The 19,591-nt window shown below is 72.2% G+C and carries 16 protein-coding genes; 7 read left to right on the forward strand and 9 right to left on the reverse strand.

Annotated elements, in window-relative coordinates; translation table 11 throughout:
* Positions 1 to 1,253: VWA domain-containing protein (locus ABZY44_RS33250; RefSeq protein WP_356660443.1), on the forward strand; the 1,253-nt coding region annotated here is incomplete at its 5' end.
* Positions 1,250 to 3,022, forward strand: a complete 1,773-nt coding sequence (locus ABZY44_RS33255) for a hypothetical protein (RefSeq protein ID WP_356660445.1) — start codon at positions 1,250 to 1,252, stop codon at positions 3,020 to 3,022. The genes ABZY44_RS33250 and ABZY44_RS33255, both read left to right, overlap by 4 nt.
* Positions 3,023 to 3,059: 37 nt before the next feature.
* Here the strand turns inward: ABZY44_RS33255 and ABZY44_RS33260 are convergent, their stop codons facing one another.
* From ABZY44_RS33260 to ABZY44_RS33275, 4 genes are all read right to left on the reverse strand, one after another.
* A complete protein-coding gene (locus ABZY44_RS33260) occupies positions 3,060 to 3,188 on the reverse strand; it encodes a hypothetical protein (RefSeq protein ID WP_356660447.1) in 129 nt (42 codons plus the stop codon).
* A 317-nt stretch (positions 3,189 to 3,505) separates the two neighbouring features.
* A complete protein-coding gene (locus ABZY44_RS33265; RefSeq protein WP_356660449.1) occupies positions 3,506 to 5,875 on the reverse strand; it encodes a non-reducing end alpha-L-arabinofuranosidase family hydrolase in 2,370 nt (789 codons plus the stop codon).
* Positions 5,872 to 6,027: a hypothetical protein gene (locus tag ABZY44_RS33270; protein ID WP_356660451.1), complete on the reverse strand. Its 156-nt coding sequence runs from the start codon at positions 6,025 to 6,027 to the stop codon at positions 5,872 to 5,874. Before ABZY44_RS33270 ends, ABZY44_RS33265 begins: the two co-directional genes overlap by 4 nt.
* Positions 6,028 to 6,308: 281 nt before the next feature.
* A complete protein-coding gene (locus ABZY44_RS33275) occupies positions 6,309 to 7,859 on the reverse strand; it encodes a sigma-70 family RNA polymerase sigma factor (protein WP_356660453.1) in 1,551 nt (516 codons plus the stop codon).
* A 505-nt stretch (positions 7,860 to 8,364) separates the two neighbouring features.
* Here ABZY44_RS33275 and ABZY44_RS33280 point away from each other — a divergent pair.
* Positions 8,365 to 11,013 (forward strand): RICIN domain-containing protein, encoded by a 2,649-nt coding sequence (locus ABZY44_RS33280; RefSeq protein ID WP_356660455.1) that lies wholly within the window; start codon positions 8,365 to 8,367, stop codon positions 11,011 to 11,013.
* Between the two features lie 68 nt (positions 11,014 to 11,081).
* On the opposite strand, the gene ABZY44_RS33285 is transcribed toward ABZY44_RS33280, so the two are convergent.
* The 3 genes from ABZY44_RS33285 to ABZY44_RS33295 all read right to left on the reverse strand — a co-directional run bounded on the left by ABZY44_RS33285 (position 11,082) and on the right by ABZY44_RS33295 (position 13,460).
* On the reverse strand, positions 11,082 to 11,909 hold the full coding sequence (locus ABZY44_RS33285; protein ID WP_356660457.1) for a hypothetical protein: 828 nt from the start codon (positions 11,907 to 11,909) through the stop codon (positions 11,082 to 11,084).
* A complete protein-coding gene (locus ABZY44_RS33290) occupies positions 11,906 to 12,439 on the reverse strand; it encodes a SigE family RNA polymerase sigma factor (protein ID WP_356660459.1) in 534 nt (177 codons plus the stop codon). Before ABZY44_RS33290 ends, ABZY44_RS33285 begins: the two co-directional genes overlap by 4 nt.
* A gap of 121 nt (positions 12,440 to 12,560) precedes the next feature.
* On the reverse strand, positions 12,561 to 13,460 hold the full coding sequence (locus ABZY44_RS33295; protein WP_356660461.1) for an expansin EXLX1 family cellulose-binding protein: 900 nt from the start codon (positions 13,458 to 13,460) through the stop codon (positions 12,561 to 12,563).
* 344 nt (positions 13,461 to 13,804) lie between these two features.
* Here ABZY44_RS33295 and ABZY44_RS33300 point away from each other — a divergent pair, with 344 nt between their 5' ends.
* Together ABZY44_RS33300 and ABZY44_RS33305 are read left to right on the forward strand one after the other, a co-directional pair.
* Positions 13,805 to 14,236: an RICIN domain-containing protein gene (locus ABZY44_RS33300; RefSeq protein WP_356660463.1), complete on the forward strand. Its 432-nt coding sequence runs from the start codon at positions 13,805 to 13,807 to the stop codon at positions 14,234 to 14,236.
* A gap of 141 nt (positions 14,237 to 14,377) precedes the next feature.
* Positions 14,378 to 14,620, forward strand: a complete 243-nt coding sequence (locus ABZY44_RS33305) for a hypothetical protein (protein WP_356660465.1) — start codon at positions 14,378 to 14,380, stop codon at positions 14,618 to 14,620.
* Between the two features lie 264 nt (positions 14,621 to 14,884).
* On the opposite strand, the gene ABZY44_RS33310 is transcribed toward ABZY44_RS33305, so the two are convergent.
* A complete protein-coding gene (locus tag ABZY44_RS33310; protein ID WP_356660467.1) occupies positions 14,885 to 15,238 on the reverse strand; it encodes a ferrous iron transport protein A in 354 nt (117 codons plus the stop codon).
* Positions 15,239 to 15,291: 53 nt separating this feature from the next.
* Positions 15,292 to 16,464: a xylose isomerase gene (gene xylA, locus ABZY44_RS33315; RefSeq protein ID WP_356660469.1), complete on the reverse strand. Its 1,173-nt coding sequence runs from the start codon at positions 16,462 to 16,464 to the stop codon at positions 15,292 to 15,294.
* Between the two features lie 93 nt (positions 16,465 to 16,557).
* On the opposite strand from xylA, the gene xylB reads away from it, so the two are divergent.
* Positions 16,558 to 17,988 carry a xylulokinase gene (gene xylB, locus ABZY44_RS33320; protein WP_356660471.1) on the forward strand — a complete coding sequence of 477 codons (1,431 nt, stop codon included), beginning with the start codon at positions 16,558 to 16,560 and terminating at the stop codon, positions 17,986 to 17,988.
* A 13-nt stretch (positions 17,989 to 18,001) separates the two neighbouring features.
* Entirely contained in the window at positions 18,002 to 19,213 is a 1,212-nt protein-coding gene (locus tag ABZY44_RS33325) for an ROK family protein (protein ID WP_356660473.1), read from the forward strand.
* Positions 19,214 to 19,591: the final 378 nt, after the last annotated feature.

Genomic DNA, 19,591 nt, shown 5'->3' on the forward strand with positions numbered 1-19,591 from the left:
GCCGGCCACCGGCCTCGGACGCCGCTGCGACCGGTGGCACCGCCGACCGCCCGGCCGCGCAGCGGGCCGGCCTGCCGCCGGCGGCCTTCCCGGCGGTGCCCGCCGTACCCGGGGGACCGGCCGGGAAGGCCGCACCCGTGCGGGACCGCGTGCTGGCCCCCGCCGACCGCTGGCGGCTGGTGCTCGGCCGCCGCACCGACCAGCTGCCCCCCTCGGCAGCACCGTTGGCCACCGCGCTGGACGAGCTGTACGGCAACGGCCGCGGCGAGGGCTCCCGCGGCGATCTCGGTGCGGGCAACCGCGGCGGCCGCCAGGCGCCCTACCCCGGCGTCCGCGAATGGTCCGAGGAACTGTCCGCCCTGTTCGGCCCCGGCATCCGCGAGGAGGTCCTCGCCGCGGCCGCCGCGTCCGGCCGCCGCGACGTCCTGGGCGAACTCGACCCCGCCGACGTCCGCCCCTCCGTCGACCTGCTGCGCACGGTCCTCCAGCATGCGGGCGGCCTCCCCGAGGCCCGGCTCGGCGCACTCCGTCCCCTGGTCCGCCGACTCGTCGACGAACTCACCCGGCAGCTGGCCACCCGGCTGCGCCCCGCCCTGACCGGCATGACGCTGCCCCGCCCGAGCCGACGCCCCGGCGGGCAGCTCGGCCTGGCCCGCACCCTGCGCGCCAACCTCGCCACCGCGCGCCGGACCCCCGACGGCAGCGTCCAGGTCGTCCCCGAGCACCCGGTGTTCCGCTCCCGCGCCCGGCGCGCCGCCGACTGGCGGCTGGTCCTGGTCACCGACGTCTCCGGCTCCATGGAGGCCTCCACCATCTGGTCGGCCCTCACCGCCGCGGTCCTGGCCGGGGTGCCCACTGTCTCCACCCACTTCCTCGCCTTCTCCACCGAGGTCATCGACCTCACCGACCACGTGCACGACCCGCTGTCCCTGCTGCTGGAGGTACGGGTCGGCGGCGGCACCCACATCGCCGCCGGGCTGCGCCACGCCCGCACCCTGGTGACCGTGCCGTCCCGCACCCTGGTCGTCGTGATCAGCGACTTCGAGGAGGGCCATCCGGTCGGCGGGCTCCTCTCCGAGGTGCGCACCCTCGTCGGAACCGGGTGCCATGTACTCGGCTGCGCGAGCCTGGACGACGCCGGCCGCCCCCGGTACTCGACCGGCGTCGCCGGGCAGCTCGTCGCCGCCGGGATGCCGGTAGCCGCCCTCAGCCCGCTCGAACTCGCCCGCTGGGTAGGGGAGAAGATCGCATGAGCCAGCACCTGCCCCCTGTCGCGCCCGCCGTGACCGCCGACATCGTCGGCGCGCTCTCGCCCAGGCTGCGCAAGCGGCTCGACGCCGCCATCACCAAGATCGCCGACCGGCCCGTCACCCGCGACGGCGACACCGTACGGATCGCTGTCGATGACGAGACCGGCCTGGAACTCCACGCCCCCGCCGGGGTGGTGACCACGGCGGACGCCATCCGCTGCGGCTGCCTGCTCGCCCCGGGCTGCCTGCACCGGGCGGCGATCGCGTCCGCCGCGCCGGTGGCCGACCCCGTGGCCGACCCCGTGGCCGACCCGTCCTGCGACCCCGGCGCCGGGCAACCGTCCCCCGGCGAGGACGCCGGACCCCCTCAGCCGCCGGAGACCGAAGAGAGCACGGCCACCCCCGAGCAGCGTGCCGCGGCCGGCCACCTGTGGGCGGCGGGCGCAGCCCTGCTCGACACGGGCATCGAAGGCGCCGGAGCCGTCCTGCAGTCCGAACTGCTGCGGGCGGCCCACACTGCCAAGCTCGGCGGCCTGCCCCGCCCGGCCGCGGCCGCCGTCTCCGTCGTCACCGCGCTGCGCTCCGCCCGCTCCGCCGACCCCGCCCACCGCCTCGCCGACCTCACGGCAGCCGTCCTCGAACTGCTCGGCACCGCCCACCGGCTGCCCGACGCCACCGGCTCCGAACTGGCCGCCCTGCGCGGCACCGCCCGGCAGACCTACGTACCGGACGGCTCCCTGCGTTTGTACGGCCTGTTCACCGAACCCCTGATTACCGCAGGCGGCTACGCGGGAGCCCTCACCTGGACCGCCGCCGCCGACGGCCGCCTCTACACCGTCTCGGACATCGCCCCGGGCGGCCCCGGCCGAGCCACGGCGGCCGCCGGGCGCACCGTACGCCTGGGCGACACCGCCCTCACCCACCGCCAGTTGTCCCACGCAGGGCTCGCCCTGTCAGGGGCCACCGTCTCGCCCACCGGCCGCCTCGGCGCGGGCGCCGGGGTCAAGGCGGTCCAGGCGGCGGGCGCGGCGTGGACGGACGAACCCCTCGCCGCCCTGTGGTCCCCGCCCGCCGCCGGACAGGTCACGCGCGCCCTGCACTCCCGGGCCCCGGGCGCCGATCTGCTCTTCCTCGACGTGACGATCCTGGGCCCCGCCCGCGAGACCGGCGGCGACTGCCTCCTCGCCACGTGCGAGGACCTGACGCTCCGCCTCACCGCGGCCCACGACCATCCCGCTCTGGCGTACCGCGACAACCTCCGGATGCTGGCGGCCCTGCCAGGCACGCGCCTGCGCGTCGTCGGCCGCCTCCTCCCGGACTCCCGGCCCAGCCTCCAACTCCTGGCGGCCGCACATCCGGCGGATCCCGCCCGGCGCGTCGACCTGGGCCTGGACCGGCTGCAACGTGCCGACCTCCCCTCCGCCCCGCCGCCGCCCCTCGCACAGGCCCCCACCGGCCGGGGGGCGGATCCGGCCCCCCTCCACCTCCTGCGCCGCCGCCTCGAACAGGCCGTCGCCGCCGGACGCCCCTTCCTGGCCCTCCCCGGATCGCTGCCGGCCGACGCCGGGCAGCTGCGCCGCTCGGCCCTCCCCACCGCCGCCGATCTCCTGGCCGAACTGCAACGCACCGCCACCCGGCGCGCCCGCGACCCCTTCGGCCGGCTGCTCCCCGCCGACCCGACCGACTTCGCCCGCGCCTGGCTGGGCGCGGCCCTGTACACCGAGGCGGCCGAGACCTCGCTGTGTGCGGCGGCATGGAAACCGGAACGGTGAGGGCCGGGGCTGCGGCGGTGGCGTCCGGCGCCGGGCGTCAACCGCGGAGGTGCGCCTCGCGGTCCTGGCGTACGCATTCGATGGGGCAGTCACCGGCGCCCGGGTCGACGGTGACGCCGTGGGTCTCGCTGCGAAAGCCGGGGGCGGCTTCACCCTGCTCCGGCACCGCACCCTCCTCGGATGACGCCACCCTCCCTCACCACCGGATCTGAGACGGAACCGTCGGCTGTACGGCGCCCCTTGGACCGGACGAGCCGCCGTTGGACCGGATCGCCAAGGCCTGGTGTCCGCAGTGGCACCGTAGTGCTCCGGTGTCCGGACCCGTGATGAAGTCCACATACGAGAGGAACCCCAGCCGGCGCACGGCTGGGGTTCCTCGAAGCGGTGGGTGTCGGTCAGCAGGTGGGGTTGCCCGGGCCGTGTGCCGTTCGTCTCCGCGTCGGCCGGCCGCCCCGAATCGCGATCACCGTGGGATCGGGCAGATCAGCGCTGCAGGGTGAGGACACCTGGCCGGTACGGCAGCCGGTCGTAGGGGCCACCCGCGGTGGCGGACTTGCCCTGGTAGAGAAACTGCAGGTTGCAGGGGTCGATGGTCATGGTCTGGTCGGGGTTGTTGCGGACCAGGTCACCGTGGCTGATGTCGTTGGTCCAGGTGGCACCGCTGTTGGCCTGGCCCGCGAAGGGGGTGCTCTCGCTGCCGGCCTGCGGGGTCCAGGAACCGCTCAGGCTGGTGGCCGTGAACGAGCGGAAGTAGCGCCCCTTCGCACCCCTCGCCTCGACGATCATGAGGTACTGGTTCTGGCCCTGGACCTTGTAGACCTGCGGCGCCTCGAACAGGTTGTCCGTCGAGTCGCTCATGATCGTCGTGTACGACGAGCCGAAGTTGCCGGGGAAGTTCCCGATCGGCATGCTCGCCCGGTAGATCTTGCCGTTGTCACCGGCGAAGAACAGGTACATGTTCTGTCCGTCGGCGATCAGGGTCTGGTCGATCGGGCCGGTGGGGGAGCCCGGGATGCCACCGGTGAACAGCGGCTGCGGCGAGGACCAGCCGTTGGGGTTGGTGGGGTCGCTCGACGTGCGGTAGATGAAGGGCCACGAACCCCACTGGTACGCCAGCACCCAGATGTTCTTGGGCGCGAAGTAGAACAGCGTGGGCGCCACCGTGGCCTGGCTCATCCCGGTCTGACCGGCCGACGCCATGTCCGACCAGTTCGTGAAGGGATCGAACATCATCGAGCCGTACGACGATCCGGACGTGTTCGACCCGTAGACCAGGTGCTTGCCGTTGTGGACCACGGTCGTGAAGTCCTTCAGCGCGCCCCATCCGTTCGCCGGCTGCGCCAACGTGCCCGTCGAGGTCCATCGGTACGTCGACGGAAGAGCACACGGACCGCCCGTCGGAGCGGGCGTGGTCGGGGTGGACGCCCCGGACGGGACGGTCCACTTCTGGTTGGTGCCGGACCAGCAGGAGTACAGCTGGATCTTGGTGCGGTTGGCGGTGGCCGCGCCGACGGCGTCGAGGCACAGCCCGGACTGGACACCGGCGATCGTGCCGTTGGCGGTGTCGATGTTCCACTGCTGGCCGGCGCTGCCGTCGCAGTCCCCGATGACCACCGCGGTGCCGTTGCCGGTGCCCTTGGACAGGGCGTCCAGGCACTTGTTGCCGTAGACCATCAGCTGCTTGTCGGAGGTGTAGGTCCAGCGCTGGTTGGCCTGGCCGTTGCAGTCCCACAGCTGCGCCTGGGTGCCGTTGGCGGTGGTGGAGCCGTTGATGTCGATGCACCGGCCGGAGGCGACGCCCTTGATCGCCCCGGTGCCGGTCCCGCCGGTGGTGCCGGGGGCGGCCTTGAGGGCGTTCACGACGGCGGTGTAGGCGGCCTTGGGGTTGCCGTTGTTGTCGAACAGCAGGGGGCTGTCGCTGCTGCGCCAGGAATCGCTGTCCCGGATGCCCCATACCGTGATGCCGGTGCACCGGGCCACGGCCAGGCAGGCCTTGACCGTGTTGGCGTAGTGGGTGGACGACGCCCGGGCGATGTCCAGCTCGGTGATCTGGACGTCGACGCCGAGGGCGGCGAAGTTGGACAAGGTGGTCTGGAAGCTGGACGGCGGGCCGCCGGTGCCGAAGTGGCTCTGGAACCCGACGCAGTCGATCGGCACGCCACGGGACTTGAAGTCCCTGACCATGTTGTAGACGCCCTGGGTCTTGGCGTCCGACCAGTTCTCGATGTTGTAGTCGTTGTAGCAGAGCTTGGCCGAGGAGTCGGCCGCCCGGGCGGTGCGGAACGCTTCCTCGATGAAGCCGTTGCCCAGGACGTTCTGGAACACCGAGCTGCGGTGCTGGGAGGAGCCGTCGGCGAACGCCTCGTTGACCACGTCCCAGGCGTAGATCTTGCCCTTGAAGTGGGTCATCTCGGCGGTGATGTGGTTGTTCATCACGCTGCGCAGCGTATTCGCGTCGCTGATGGAGCTGACCCAGGAGGGGAGCTGCGAGTGCCAGACCGTGGTGTGGCCGCGCATGCGCTGGCCGTGTGCCAGGGCACGGTCGACGATCTGGTCGGCCGCCCCGAAGTTGAAATTGCCGCGGGACGGTTCGATGGCGTCCCACTTCATCTCGTTCTCCGGGGTGATCATGTTGAACTCCCGGTCCGAGATCGCGGCGTACGTCGAGTCGCGGAGCCTGCCGGAGGCCACAGCGGTGCCGAAGTACCTGCCCGAGGGGCCCGCCTGCGTACCCAGGTTGGCGGCTCCGGCGGAGCTGGGCAGGAACGTCACGACACCGGCCACCAGCGCGGCGGCCGACAGCCCTATCGTCAGCGTCCGGTGACGCCGGCTGAGCCGGTGGAGGCCTTTCATGATTCTCCTCGGGGGTCGCGGGTCACCCGGGGTGCCGTGATCGTGCGCGCATCGGCCGGTACGGCCTGATCCGCCTCGGGGCGGGTGCGGTGCAGGACGTGGGACCGTTCCTGCGTACCGGTCACCCGGGGTTCGTGGGTGCGTCGCGTCATGGGAGGCGCTTTCTTCAGGAGATGCGTCAACGGGGAAGTAGGGGAACCCGCCGCGCCGCCACACGCCATGGTGAGCGGCGGGAAGAACACCCCACGAAGAGGAGGCCGCCGGACCCGCGGTCTCGTAACGGAAAATTCGCGCCGCCCGGACGATTGCTCAGTGATGCATCTCGCAGGCAAAAAGTGTTATGCCGAGCCCGCCGTCCGGCCGTCCCCGTGGAAAGGCGCGCCGCCCCGACCCGTCACCGCGCGCTCGGTCCGACATGCTCAAGGAGCAGTTCTCAAGCCCAGGGCCCGCGCATGATGAAGGAAGCCTGGCCGGCGAAGGCCCGGGTGCCGTCGGAGCCGTCGAGCCAGATGCCGCCGTCGCGGTGACGGAGGACCGATCCGGGATAGTTGTGCGCGTGCAGGGTCACCGACCCGGCGACCGCCCCGAGGCTCGGACAGAAGGTGGCGTCTTCACGGAACAGTGCGCTGCCGTCGTTGGTGCTCAGCTGGAGCCGCAGGTCGCGATGGCGCAGATAGCGGCCGTCCGCGGCGCGGAAGGTGACGCACCGCGTGTCGGCCAGCCCCCCGATGACCGTGAAGGTGACCCGCTGCCGTGTCTGCGCGCTGCTGGACGCGGAGACCCGGCCGAGCATCGCGAAGTCGGCCGCATACGTGAGGTACAGGGCGGGGTCGTCCACGGACTCCAGTGACTGTGCCCCCAGCGGAACGGTGCCTGCTGCGACCGACGGACTCACCGGGGACGGTCCGGCCGACGTGGTGGTGCGCGACGGGACCGGCGTGGGATCTCCGACCGGGGGAGCGGCGATGACGCCGGGCACCCGATGCGCCGGTTCGGGCCAGGTCGCGTAGGTGGCGGTCCCCGCGATGAGCACCGCGCCCGTGGCGAGGCCCACCAGAGGATGAGCGGTCATCGCGGGGAGTTTGCCGACCAGCGAGCTGTACAGACCGCCTCCCCCTGGCGCCGTGCCGACGGCGACGTGTGCCGTGGCCAGCCCGACGGCGCTCGTGGCCGTACCCGACAGCAGGCCCTTGGCGGCCAGTGCGGCGATGAGTCCGGCCGGGACGGCCAGCGGAGCGAGGCTGAGGAGCAGTAGTTCGGCCGGAACCCGTTCTGACGTCGTCGCCGTGCAGACCGGGCAGCCGCGGGTGTGCCGCGCGATCCGCTTGCGCCACACCGGTGCACGGAGACCGTCCCAGCCGACGACGGTCTCGTTCAACTGCGGACAACGCGGGTCGGCCTCGAGCGCGGCGACGATCGTCCGGCACGCTTCCAGCTGCTCGCGCATGCGTTGCAGGCGTACTCCGACGTGGGCGACAGTGAGCCCCATCGCGGCGGCGATGTCGTCACGGCTCAGCGAGCCGGCGCATTCCTGCCACCACAGCGACAGCAGCACCCGGTGGTCCGGGTCGAGCCACCGGTCGGCTTCGACGACCTGACGGCGCTCGTCCGACACGTGCAGACGCAGGATCGTCACGTCCTCGGGTTCGGCGCCGGCGTCCGGTATCTGGAGTGCCCCGTCGATGACGGTGGTCCGGTCGGCGGAGGCGCGTTGCCGCTGCCAGTGGGTGTTGATCTGGCGGAGCGTGATCGACACCAGCCAGGACCGGAAGCTCTCCGGGGCGCGCAGGGCCGGCAGGTCGCGCACCACGCGCAGCAGGGCTTCCTGGACGACGTCGTCGACGTCGGCATGTCCGCTCAGCGCTCGCCCGACGATGTTGTAGACCAACGGCAGGTACGCGGCGATCAGTTCTTCGCGCGCCCGACCATCGCCGGCCTGCGCCGCGACGACCATCCCCGCGTGGTCCGCATCCATGAGCCCCATTCCCACCTCCCCCAGGGGAGCGATCCGCCGAGTACGGCGTCACCTTTTGGCCTCGGGTACGCAACCGGGCCAGGCGATCTGACGACAAGTGAGGAGAAGGCGCCCCTGAGCTGCGGGGATTCGAGTGTCTAGGTCGGATCCGCTGCAAGAACAGGTGCACCTTCTCGGTGAGCGAGCGTACAGGGTGGGACCAGCCGGCTGTCCGTCGCCGCTGACGGGCGTCCGACTGGACCCAACGCCCGGCCCCGAGGGGCTGGAGGAGCGAATCCTGGTGCGGATCCGGCTCCGGCGCACCCGAGACCGGCCGGTGAGAAGGGCGTCGTAGGCGGCGCGGCCGGCCGCGGCGACAGGATCTCGGCGGTCGGCAACCTTTTGCGGGGCCGTGGCGACTGACGGGAGCCGAAGACGATCACACCACGATCGTCCGATCACACCGCCGCATGCCGCTGCGCACCGCTGACCTGAGCGGCGTGCGCGGCAGACCCGTAGCAAGGAGCAACCCCCCATGAACGAGACGGATCCCACCGCGCACGGTCGCGGTCGGCGCACGCGCGCGGCCGCCGGCGAGCGACGTACGCGTGGACGCCACCGCCGGCGCTGGACGACGATGGGCCTGGCGCTGGGCGTGCCCGGTGTGCTCGGCCCCTACCTGCTGTTCGTGCAGGCCGACTCGGAGGCCGCGACGTTGGATTCCGACGCCTACTACGAGGTGGTGTCCGTGCGCAGCGACAAGGTGCTGGACGTGCCCGGCGCTGACACGTCGGACGGCGCTTGGACACGGCAGCAGAGCCGCGTGGCCGGTGCCGCAAGTCAGCAATGGCGGCTGAGGCCGACGCGGGACGGCTACTACGAGCTGGAGAACCGCGGCAGCAAGAAGGTCCTCGGTGTGCGGGGTGCCTCCAGCCAGTCGGCGGCGGCCGTCGAGCAGCAGTCCGACCACGGTGCCGCCGCACAGCAGTGGAAGATCGAGGACGTCGACGGCACGGCGGTGAAGATCGTCTCCCGGAGCAGCGGCATGGTGCTGGACGTGTGGGGCGGTTCCCGCGGCGACGGCGTGCCGCTCATCCAGTACCCGGACCAGGGCGGCACCAATCAGAGGTGGAAGCTGGTGAGGGTGGGCGGCCCGGCCGGGTACACCTGGCACAACGCGCAGATCGTCGGTGGCGGGTTCGTCACCGGGCTGGTCTTCAACCCGGCCCGCAAGGACCTGCTGTACGCGCGGACCGACATCGGCGGCGCCTACCGTTGGGACGCGACCGCCGCGCGCTGGACCCCTTTGACCGACTGGATCGGCGGAGCCGACTGGAACCTGCTGGGGATCGAGAGCCTGGCGACCGACCCGGTCGACCCGAATCGCCTGTACCTCGCGAGCGGCACCTACACCAACGACTGGGCGGGCAACGGCGCCATCCTGCGCTCCACCGACCAGGGCGGGACGTTCGAGCGCACCGACCTGCCGTTCAAACTGGGCGGCAACGAGGACGGCCGGTCCATGGGCGAGCGGCTGGTGGTGGACCCGTCCGACCACCGCACGCTCTACCTGGGTACCCGCAAGAACGGGCTCTGGCGCAGCACCGATTACGGAGTGACCTGGAGCCAGGTCGCGGGCTTCCCCGTGAAGGACGGTGCGAGCAGCGGAGTCGGCCTGTCGTTCGTGACCTTCGGCCCGGCCGGTAGCCGGACCATCTACGTCGGGGTAGCGGACAAGGCCACCTCCCTCTACCGCTCCACCGATGGCGGCAGCACCTGGCAGGCCGTGCCCGGCCAGCCGGAAGGGCAGCTGCCGCAGCACGGTGTGCTGTCCGGCGACGGCTCGCTGTACCTGACGTACACCAACGCGCCGGGCCCGAACGGGGTGACGGCTGGTTCGGTGTGGAAGCACACGCCGTCCACCGGGGGCTGGAAGAACATCTCGCCGTCCAGCGGCGGTTACGGCTTCGCCGGCCTGGCGGTCGATCCGCAGCACCCGTCCACGGTCATGGTCACCACACTGGACCGGTGGTGGCCCTCGGACGAGATCTACCGGTCGGCCGACGGCGGGGCCTCCTGGAAGGCGCTCGGCGCGACCTCGGTCCGGGACAACTCCGAGGCGCCCTACGTGGGCACCGGCATCGGTCACTGGATGGGCGCCCTGGCCATCGACCCCTTCGACTCCGGTCACGTGCTGTACGGCACCGGATCGGGGATATGGGGCAGCCATGACGTGACCGCGGCGGACACCGGGCGGGCGACGCACTGGACCATCCCGGCCAAGGGCCTGGAGGAGACCGCGACCCTCGGACTGATCAAGCCTCCCGGTCTTCCCCTGATCAGTGCGCTCGGCGATGTCAGCGGGTTCCGACACGAGGACCTCACCAAGGTGCCCGCGAAGGCGTTGTCCGGACCGCTGTTCACCAACACCACGGGTATCGACTTCGCCCAGTCGAAGCCGCAGTTCATGGTGCGGGTCGGTCTCGGTGGTGAGCAGCACGGAGCCTATTCGACCGACGGCGGAGCCGACTGGGCACCCTTCGCCGCGGCGCCGGTCCGCGACGCGGGCGGCGGTTCCGCGGCGGTCTCGGCGGACGGCGCCGCCGTGGTGTGGACCCCCGCGGGCCAGGTGCCGTACTACTCGACCGACCGTGGCTCGTCCTGGACGGCGACTTCCGGTCTGCCCGAGGACACGGCCGTGGTGGCCGACCGGTCGGCGGCGAACACCTTCTACGCCCTCAGCGGCGGCACCTTGTACGCCGCCACCGACGGCGGGAAGCACTTCACCGCCCGGGCCACCGGCCTGGGCGCCGGGACGCTCAAGGCGGTTCCCGGCATCGCCGGTGACCTGTGGATCGCCGGCGCGGGCAACGGACTGCTGCACTCCACCGACGGGGGGAAGAGCTTCGGCAAGCTGGGCGGCGTGGAGCAGGCGACCGCCGTCGGCTTCGGTAAGCCGGCCCCGGGCGCCGGGTACCAGGCGCTCTACCTCAGTGGGAAGGTGAAGGGCGTCACCGGGCTGTTCCGTTCCACCGACGGCGGCTCGGCCTGGGTCCGGATCAACGACGACCGGCACCAGTTCGGTGGCAGTGCCATCAACGTCATCAGTGGCGACCCCGATGTGTACGGCCGGGTCTACCTGGGCGGCTACGGCCGTGGCGTGGTGTACGGCGACCTGTCCTGATGGTTCTGGCCCGTGGGCGGGCGGCGGTCCGCGCCGTTCCACCCACGGGCCGGCGAACCGGCACGGCCTCATCGTGCCGGGGTGAAGCCGCCCCAGACCGAAAGGGCGCCGCGGGGACCGTCGGCGTCGACGCGGTAGCCGTCGTGCTCGGCCTCGCGTGCGCCGGCGGCGTGGTTGTACTGGCCGGCGAAGACATGCTGTCCGGCCGGTACCGTGCGGCCCGGCTTGAGGATCCAGCGGTAGACCACTGCTCCGCCCTCGTTCTGCACGGTGACGGTGAAATCCTCGGCGGGCAGCGTCCGCCAGCTGCCGGTGCTCTGCACTGCGCCGGTCTGCGTGATACGCAGCTCCACGGTGAGTGCGGTGAGCGGCTCGGTGGACTTGAGGGTGATGTTGCTCTGCGCCCAGAAGCTGTTGCTGTTCGTGCCCAACGAGCCGGCTGACGACAGAGGCCCGTCCTGAACGTGCGCGCTGCCGGAGCTGGCCGAGCCCGCGGCACCTGTCCCCGAAGGGCTGGGGCCCGTCGGGGACGAGGGGTCGGGCGTGGTCGGGCGGCCGGTGGCGGGTGTCGAGGGTGTCGACGGTGTCGACCGGGGCGTCCCGGACGGGGCGGACGGCGCGGACGGGGAGGACGGCGCGGCGGGGGTGGCCGAGACGTCAGGCCGGGCCGGCGGGGACTGGACGATGGCCGCGACGGCGAAGCCGCCGACCGCCAGAGTGCCGGCCGCGGCGAGGGAAGCGAGCGCGATCCTGGGCCAGGGCCTCGCGCCCGAAGACGCGCGGTGGCGCACGGGGGTGCCGGACATGCCGCGTTCCACGCGCGCCAGGATTCGGGCACGGTCGGGCTGGTGGGCCTCGGCGGCCGCGCGCAGCCGCTCGGTGAGTTCCTCGTTCAACGGCTCCTCCTTCCCGCCAACAGTTCCCCGGCTGCTCCTGTGCTGCCCAGCATCCGTTCCAGTTCGGCCATCCCCTTCGAGGTCTGGCTCTTCACCGTACCGACCGATATTCCGAGCGCCAGAGCGGTGTCCCTCTCCGACAGGTCGAAGGCGTGCCGCAGGACCACGCACGTCCGCTTCCGGAACGGCAACCGGGCGAGAGCAGTACGCACGTCTACCACCGCGGCCACGTCCGGACCGTGCAACGGCTCCGCACCGCGGGACCAGAACAGGGCGATCCGGCGGCGCTCGCGCACCGCGCTGCGGATCTGTGACCGTGCCAGGTTGGCGACCACGCCGCGGGCGTAGGCGAGCGGGTACTCGGCCTGGCGCAGCCGGTCCCAGCGCTGCCACAGTGCGATCAGGGCATCCGCGGCCAGATCGTCGGCGCCGTCCGCTTCGCCCGTCAGGAGATGGGCGAAGCGGGCGAGTTCGGCGTAGTGGCGTTCGAAGAAGTCGTGGAACTCCGCGGATGCGTCATCGAGGACCATGTCCGTTAGTCGTCCCCTCCGCAAATGTGTGCGCTAACATCCGGGCGGCAGCGTACCAGTGCCCGGATGACCAGGGCACTCCGATGCGGCGTACCCGGCTCCGCCACCCCCCGGTGCGGTTTCAGTGCGCGGCGAACTGGACCCGGGTCGGCTGTGCAACGTTCGGCAGCACCGCGGTCCCGTCGACCGTCAACTGTTCTCCGTAGATGTCGGTGATCCTTATCGCGCCGCCGCACCCGCTGCCGTCGGCGGAGAGGAAGTAGTTGTAGTCGGTACGGGGCAGTCTCCGCCAGCCCTTGCTCGTGCGTACCTCCAGCCGTGCGACCGGATTGCGGTGGTCGATCACCTGGATGCCGCACCAGTAGGTGCTGGAACCGGTCTTGTACCGGATGGAGAGCGCGCCGGACACGTGGGGGCTCAGCAGGCTCCAGGTGATCGGGATGCGGCCGAGCTTGGGGTCGGCCAGTTTCGCGAAGGCCTGTTCGCTGAGGTCCAGCTGTCCGGGTGCGCAGGGCAGCGGGCACTCGTTGGTGATCCGGACCGTGATCGAAGCGCCGTTCGCGGCGCGGACGCGCACGGACGCGCCGCACGCCCTGGACGACTCGTAGTCCGTGGTGTTCATCGCCGCGATCATGAGGTCGTCGCTCGGGCCGAACAGGCAGGCGCCGTTTCCGTCGCCGGCGGCGTAGACGGTGGCGACGCCCTTGTAGGTGGTCTCGGGCTGGATGCGCCCTGCCGACGGTGCCGGGGTGGACGCCGCCGACGGGGTTTCCTTCGCCGAGGGCTGTGGCGTCGCCGTGGTGGTCGCTTCCGCGGCCGCGCTCGGGGCCGCCGCGGCTTGCGAGCTGGCCGCCGGGGGCGCTGGGCTCGTCGGCTCCGAGGCCGTGGCTCCCGCAGGGGCGGCGGCGGGGGCGGCCACGCCGGCCCCAGCCCCGGCCCCGGCCTTGGGGCCGGGGAGGATGGCTGTCACCAGGCAGAAGAGGACGCCCGCGGCGGTCAGCATCACTGCCGTCCCCAGCATCAGCCTGTGTCTACGCCTGCGCTGCCGCGCGGCTTGCCGTGCAGTCTGCATGTCCGTCCGTTCGGAGATTCGAGTCGAGGTGCACTGCCTGGTCGCCGCCGGGCGCGAAAAGGTTGCCTACGGTGGCACGCGGGCGCCCGGCGGGTCCTTCCGTGCGGCCGGGCATCGGTGTCCCGCCTCGGTCCGCTCACTGAGCGAGGGCGTGCGGGGAACCGGGCTGGGCGGCACGGATACCGCGCGGAGAAGCTCCGGCGCTGGTCGCCGGCGCCGTAGGCGCCCGTATTGCGGGCGCGGCGGTAAAGGGCGCGTTCAAGAAATTCCGGAGGTAGCGGAGCGCTGCCCGAATGATCGGCCGCCTGTCGTCGGCGCTCGTCATCGCCGCGATGCCGGGCGCAGCCATGGGGGTCGGCACCGCCCCGGCCGGCGCCGCACTCGTCCAGCTGACGTTCACCAACGTCAGCAACAACAAGCTGCTGGACGTCCAGAACGGCGACTACGAGGACAACGCGGCCATCTCCGTCAACCCGGCACCGGGGTCCGCCACGACGTGGCGCATCAACACGGGCACCGCCTTCGGCTCGGGGTTCGCCATCGTCACCACCACCACCGGCAAGTGCATGGACTTGACCATGGCCCGTTACCAACTGCGCCAGCAGCCCTGTAAGGACTCCGCGACCTGCTCGTGGTACACGGCCAGCCAGACACCGCCCTTCCAGCTGCCGGAGACCTGCATCTCCCCGATCTGGTTCAACGACACCTCGACCACGATCCCGTGAGAGTTCACGCTGAACACGACCACGGGGTGGAGCAACACCATCGGCTTCAAACTGGACGGAAGCCTGAAAGTCAGTGGCAGCGTCGCCGGTCTCGCCGCGCTCGAGCTCGCCGTCACCGCCGAGGTCAACGGCGCCACCACGGTGGACCTCAAGCAGGAAATGGGCAACAAGCTGACCGTGAGCGTGCCCCCGCGCCTGTACGGGTGGGTCACGCTGTCCGAACTGGCCACCAAGGCCACCGGGACCTGGACCTTCGACACCCAGGGCTTCCCCTGGACCGCCGACGACACCATCACGGTGCCCCTGAAGTACGACGTCAACGGAGGTGCGAGCATCTACAGCGCCCGGACCAGGCCGACGTTCACCAACTGCGCCGGAGTGTAGCCTGCGGTCTTCCCCATCGACCGGCTGGAGAACGCTTCCGGTACGGAGGCTGGGCTCCCGGCACCCGGACATGATCCGGGCCCGGGAGCGCCCGGGTCACCCGAGGGTGCAGGCCCGAGAGGCCTTGACCCCGAATGTTGAACACGTCCATGCGGGTTGGGCATGGGCAGTTGTCGCTGACGAAGGCCGCCGCCACGTCCGGCGAATGCCCAGGTGAGCGACCCAGTTCGAGGACGATTCGAGCGGCAGGTGAGGCGCGGCTTCTTACGCTTCGGGCGCTGGATCGGCTCTGAGGTACCGACTCCAGACCTGGGCCTTGCGATAGGGGCCGGCCCCGTCGCAGTCGTACTGCGGCGCGTCAAAGGTCACCCAGTACCGCAGCTCGCCGCTGAGCGACTGGGCGTGTTCGTTGGGTTCGGGTGCGCCCATGGCATAGATCGTTCCAGCGAACTCGACCTGCCAAGGACCGTCCCAGTCCTGGTCGCGAAGGACCGTGACCCGGCTGCCCGGTGCCAGTGCACCCGTCGGCCATGTCTGGCTCAAGGGACGGCCAAGGATGTGCTCTACCGCCGGGCGATCATCTACGTCCGCAGGAACAAGGCCGGAACTGTCGGTCATGTCGACCACTCTGCCCGCTCCACTTCAGGAGTGCCAGAAGATAAAGAACAAGCTCAGCGGGCGCCGAGGAGGTGCTCGAGGGCGAGCTGGTCCAGCTGCTCGAAGGCCATCCCGCGGCGGGCGGCGGCGTCGACATCGAACTCGTCGAAGGCGGACGGGTCGGCCAGGAGCCCGGCCAGGCCGTCCGCGGCGGTGGGGAGGGCCAGTTCGGGCAGCCTGGAGGCGGCGAGCGCGGCCTGGACCTCCGGATCGGACCGGAAGGCGCGGGCGCGCTCCGCCAGGAGCAGGTAGTTGCGCATGCAGCCGGCCGCCGAGGCCCAGACGCCGGCGGAGTCCTCGGTGCGCGGCGGCTTGAAGTCGAAGTGACGGGGGCCGTCGTAGCCGGCCGACTCCAGCAGGTCGACCAGCCAGAAGGCCTGCCGCAGGTCGCCCGCACCGAAGCGCAGGTCCTGGTCGTACTTGATGCCCGTCTGGCCGTTGAGGTCGATGTGGAACAGCTTGTCGTGCCACAGGGCCTGGGCGATGCCGTGCGGGAAGTTCAGCCCGGCCATCTGCTCGTGGCCGACCTCCGGGTTGAGGCCGACCCGCTCGGGCCGCTCCAGCTCGTTGATGAACGCCAGGGCGTGGCCGATGGTGGGCAGCAGGATGTCGCCGCGCGGCTCGTTGGGCTTGGGTTCGATCGCGAAGCGCAGGTCGTATCCCTGGTTCTCGACGTACTCGCCCAGCAGGTCGAAGGCCTCCTTCAGCCGGTCGAGGGCGGTGCGCACGTCCTTGGCCGCTCCGGACTCCGCGCCCTCGCGGCCGCCCCAGGCGACGTAGACCGAGGCGCCGAGTTCCGCGGCCAGGTCGATGTTGCGGATCGTCTTGCGCAGCGCGTACCGGCGCACGTCCCGGTCGTTGGCGGTGAAGGCGCCGTCCTTGAACACGGGGTGGGTGAAGAGGTTGGTGGTGGCCATCGGCACCTTCAGCCCGGCTGCGTCCAGTGCGGCGCGAAAGCGCTTGACCGTCTGCTCGCGCACGGCGTCCCCGGCGCCGAAGGGGATCAGGTCGTCGTCGTGGAAGGTGACGCCGTAGGCGCCGAGTGCGGCCAGCCGTTCCACGGACTCGACGGGGTCGAGGGCGGGTCGCGTGGCGTCACCGAAGGGGTCCCGGCCCTGCCAGCCAACGGTCCACAGGCCGAAGGTGAACTTGTGAGCGGGAGTGGGGACTAGCGGGTCACTGGCCATGAGGCGCTCCGGATCTGGGCCGAGGGCTATTTGTAATGACGGAAAACAAATTAGTATGCCGAGACGCCAGAAGGAACCCCACCGGAGGAACGCATGTCTGCTCAGCGTGTCGCGATCGGTGTCGACAGCTCGACCCAGTCCACGAAGGCCCTCGCCGTCGACATCGACACGGGCACCGTCGTGGGCGAGGGCCGCGCCGCACACGCCGTCAGTGAGGGCGCCGGTCGGGAGAGCGACCCCGAGCAGTGGTGGCGGGCGCTCGGCGAGGCGGTGGCGCGGACGGGCTGCGCGGATCGCGCGGCCGCCGTCTCCATCGCCGGCCAGCAGCACGGCCTGGTCACCCTGGACGCGGCCGGACGGCCGGTCCGGCCGGCGCTGCTGTGGAACGACGTCCGCTCCGCCCCGCAGGCCGCCGAGCTCACCGCCGCCTTCGGTGCGGCAGAGCTCGCCCGCCGCACCGGAAGCGTCCCTACGGCCGCCTTCACGGCCACCAAGTGGGCCTGGCTGCAGGTAAACGAACGTGCCGCCGCCGACCGTGTCGCGGCCGTCCGGCTTCCCCACGACTTCCTGACGGAGCGGCTGACCGGTGAGGCGGTGACGGACCGCGCGGACGCGTCGGGAACCGGCTGGTGGGGCCCGGACGGCTACGACCGGGACGTCCTCGGCCGGATCGGCCTCGACCCCGGGCTGCTGCCGCAGGTCCTCCCGCCGGGAGCCCGGGCGGGCGTCGTCCGAGCCGGGATGCCGCTGCGCGAGGGCGCACTGGTGGCGACCGGGACCGGGGACAACATGGCCGCCGCACTCGGGCTGGGCCTGACCCCCGGACGGCCGGTGCTGAGCCTCGGTACCTCCGGCACCGTCTACGCCGTCGGCCGGACCCGGCCCGCCGACCCGAGCGGAACCGTCGCCGGCTTCGCCGATGCCCTCGGCGGCTGGCTGCCGCTCGCCTGCACGCTCAACTGCACCCTCGCCGTCGACCGCTTCGCCGCCCTCGTCGGCATTGACCGCGAGGACGTCGAGGGAGGCGGCACGGTGGTGGTGCTTCCCTACCTGGACGGCGAGCGCACCCCGGACCTCCCGGGGGCTTCCGGCCTGGTCCACGGCCTGCGCCACGACACCACGCCGGGCCAGCTGCTCCAGGCCGCCTACGACGGCGCCGCCCAAGCCCTGCTCGCGGCCCTAGACGACGTGCTGCGTGCCGGAGGCGAGAACCCCGCCCCCGACGAACCACTGCTTCTGATCGGCGGCGGAGCCCGCGGCAGGGCCTGGCAGAGGACCGTCCTGCGACTGTCCGGCCGAGCGGTCCAGGTGCCCGAGGCCCGGGAACTGGTCGCGCTCGGGGCCGCGGCCCAGGCCGCCGCACTGCTCACCGGTGAGCCTGCCGACGCCGTAGCTCGGCGCTGGCGGACCGCCGAGGGCCGGGTACTGGAGCCCGTACCCCGTGACGACGACACGCTCGAACGGATCACCAGTACGCTGCGGCGGGCGCGGGCCCTGCAGGAGGTCCCGCCGGGAGAGCGATAGGAGGGTCGGCTCGATGACGGGGACCGGCAGAGCGAGCGGGGGCGCGGAGGCCGCGCCCGCCTCGCAGCAGGGGATGCGCCGGCGGAACCTCGCGGTGGTGATCGGCACGGTCGCCGCGCACGGACCGCTCTCCCGGGCGGACGTGGCCGGGCACACCGGCCTGACCCGTCCGGCCGTCTCCTCCATGGTCGACGAGCTCATCGGTCGAGGAGCGCTGACCGAGACGGAGGCCGCGCACAGCGGACGGGTCGGCCGTCCCGGACGGGCGCTGGCCCTGAGCGATCGGGGCCCCGCGGGCCTCGGCCTGGAGATCGGCGTCACCCATCTCGCCGCGTGCGTCGTGGACCTGCGAGGTGAACTCCGGGTGTGGCGCCGGGTGGAGCGGGCCAATGCTGGTCGGCCGGCCGGAGAGGTGCTGGCGGAGGCCGCCGCGCTGGGCGCCGAGGCGGAGTCCGAGGCCGCGGCCCTCGGCCTGCGCGTCGAAGGGCGAGTCCTGGCCGTTCCGGGGGTGGTGCCGAACACGCCGCCCGGGCTGGTCGCGAACGCGCCGAACCTCGGCTGGCAGGCAGTGCGCCCCGCCGACCACTGGCCCGACCCCGACACCGCGCCCGAGCCGGAGAACGAAGCCAACCTCGGGGCGTTGGCCGAGCAGTGGCACCGGGGCAACCCCGCGGAGACCTTCGTACACGTCTCCGCCGAGGCCGGAATCGGTGCCGCACTGGTGATCGGCGGTCAGCTGTTCCGGGGCGCCCGCGGCTTCGCGGGTGAACTCGGCCACCTGCCCGTCCATCCTGAGGGCGCCCCTTGCGCCTGCGGGGCACGCGGCTGCCTGGAGCAGTACGCGGGCGAGGCGGCCGTGCTGCGGGAGGCCGGGCTGGGCCCCGGTGGCGACCCGGTTGCCCTGCTCGCCGAGCGGGCAGCCGCCGGGGACGCCGCGACCCTGCGCGCCCTGGACCGCGCGGGACGGGCCCTGGGCCTCGCCCTGACCTCGGCGGTGAACCTGATCGACCCGGACGGCCTTGTTCTGGGCGGCGCCTACACCGAGCTCGCCGACTGGCTCCTCCCGGCGGTACGCGCCGAACTGGCCGCCCGGGTCACCGTACGGCCCTGGAACCCGGAGGCGGTGCGCCCCTCCGCCCTGGGGCGCCGCGGACCGGTGCTGGGCGCAGCGTGGTCGACCGTCCGGCAGATCATCGCCGATCCCGTTCGCCTGCCCGCGCGCTAGGGCCGCTTCAGGCAAGGTTCGCCCCGTCGCGACGCCCGGCGCGCGCCCTCACCAGCCGCGGTGGCCGCCGGTGCGAGCCGTCCCCGCTCGGCCCGTTGCCGTTGTCGTCGAGGGCCTTGCCGCTGCGGACCGACGCGGGCAACGGCTACCACGAGCTGTGCCAACGCCTCGGCAGCGCCGCTGCGGGACCCGGTGTCCTGCCCCGGTACCGGCTCGGACGCGTCGGCGGACTTCGCGTTCGTCCTGACTCCCCGGCAACAGGGCTGAGACCGTCGAGCGGCCCGTCGCACCAGCGGTCGGCGACGCGCACGCGGCCGGCGTCGGGGGAGACGATCGTCAGCTTGGAACGGTCCACCTTGGCGCCGACGTAGTCCGCGA

Source organism: Streptomyces sp. NPDC006544 (assembly GCF_040611715.1).
In the GTDB taxonomy this organism is placed as follows: Bacteria; Actinomycetota; Actinomycetes; order Streptomycetales; family Streptomycetaceae; genus Streptomyces.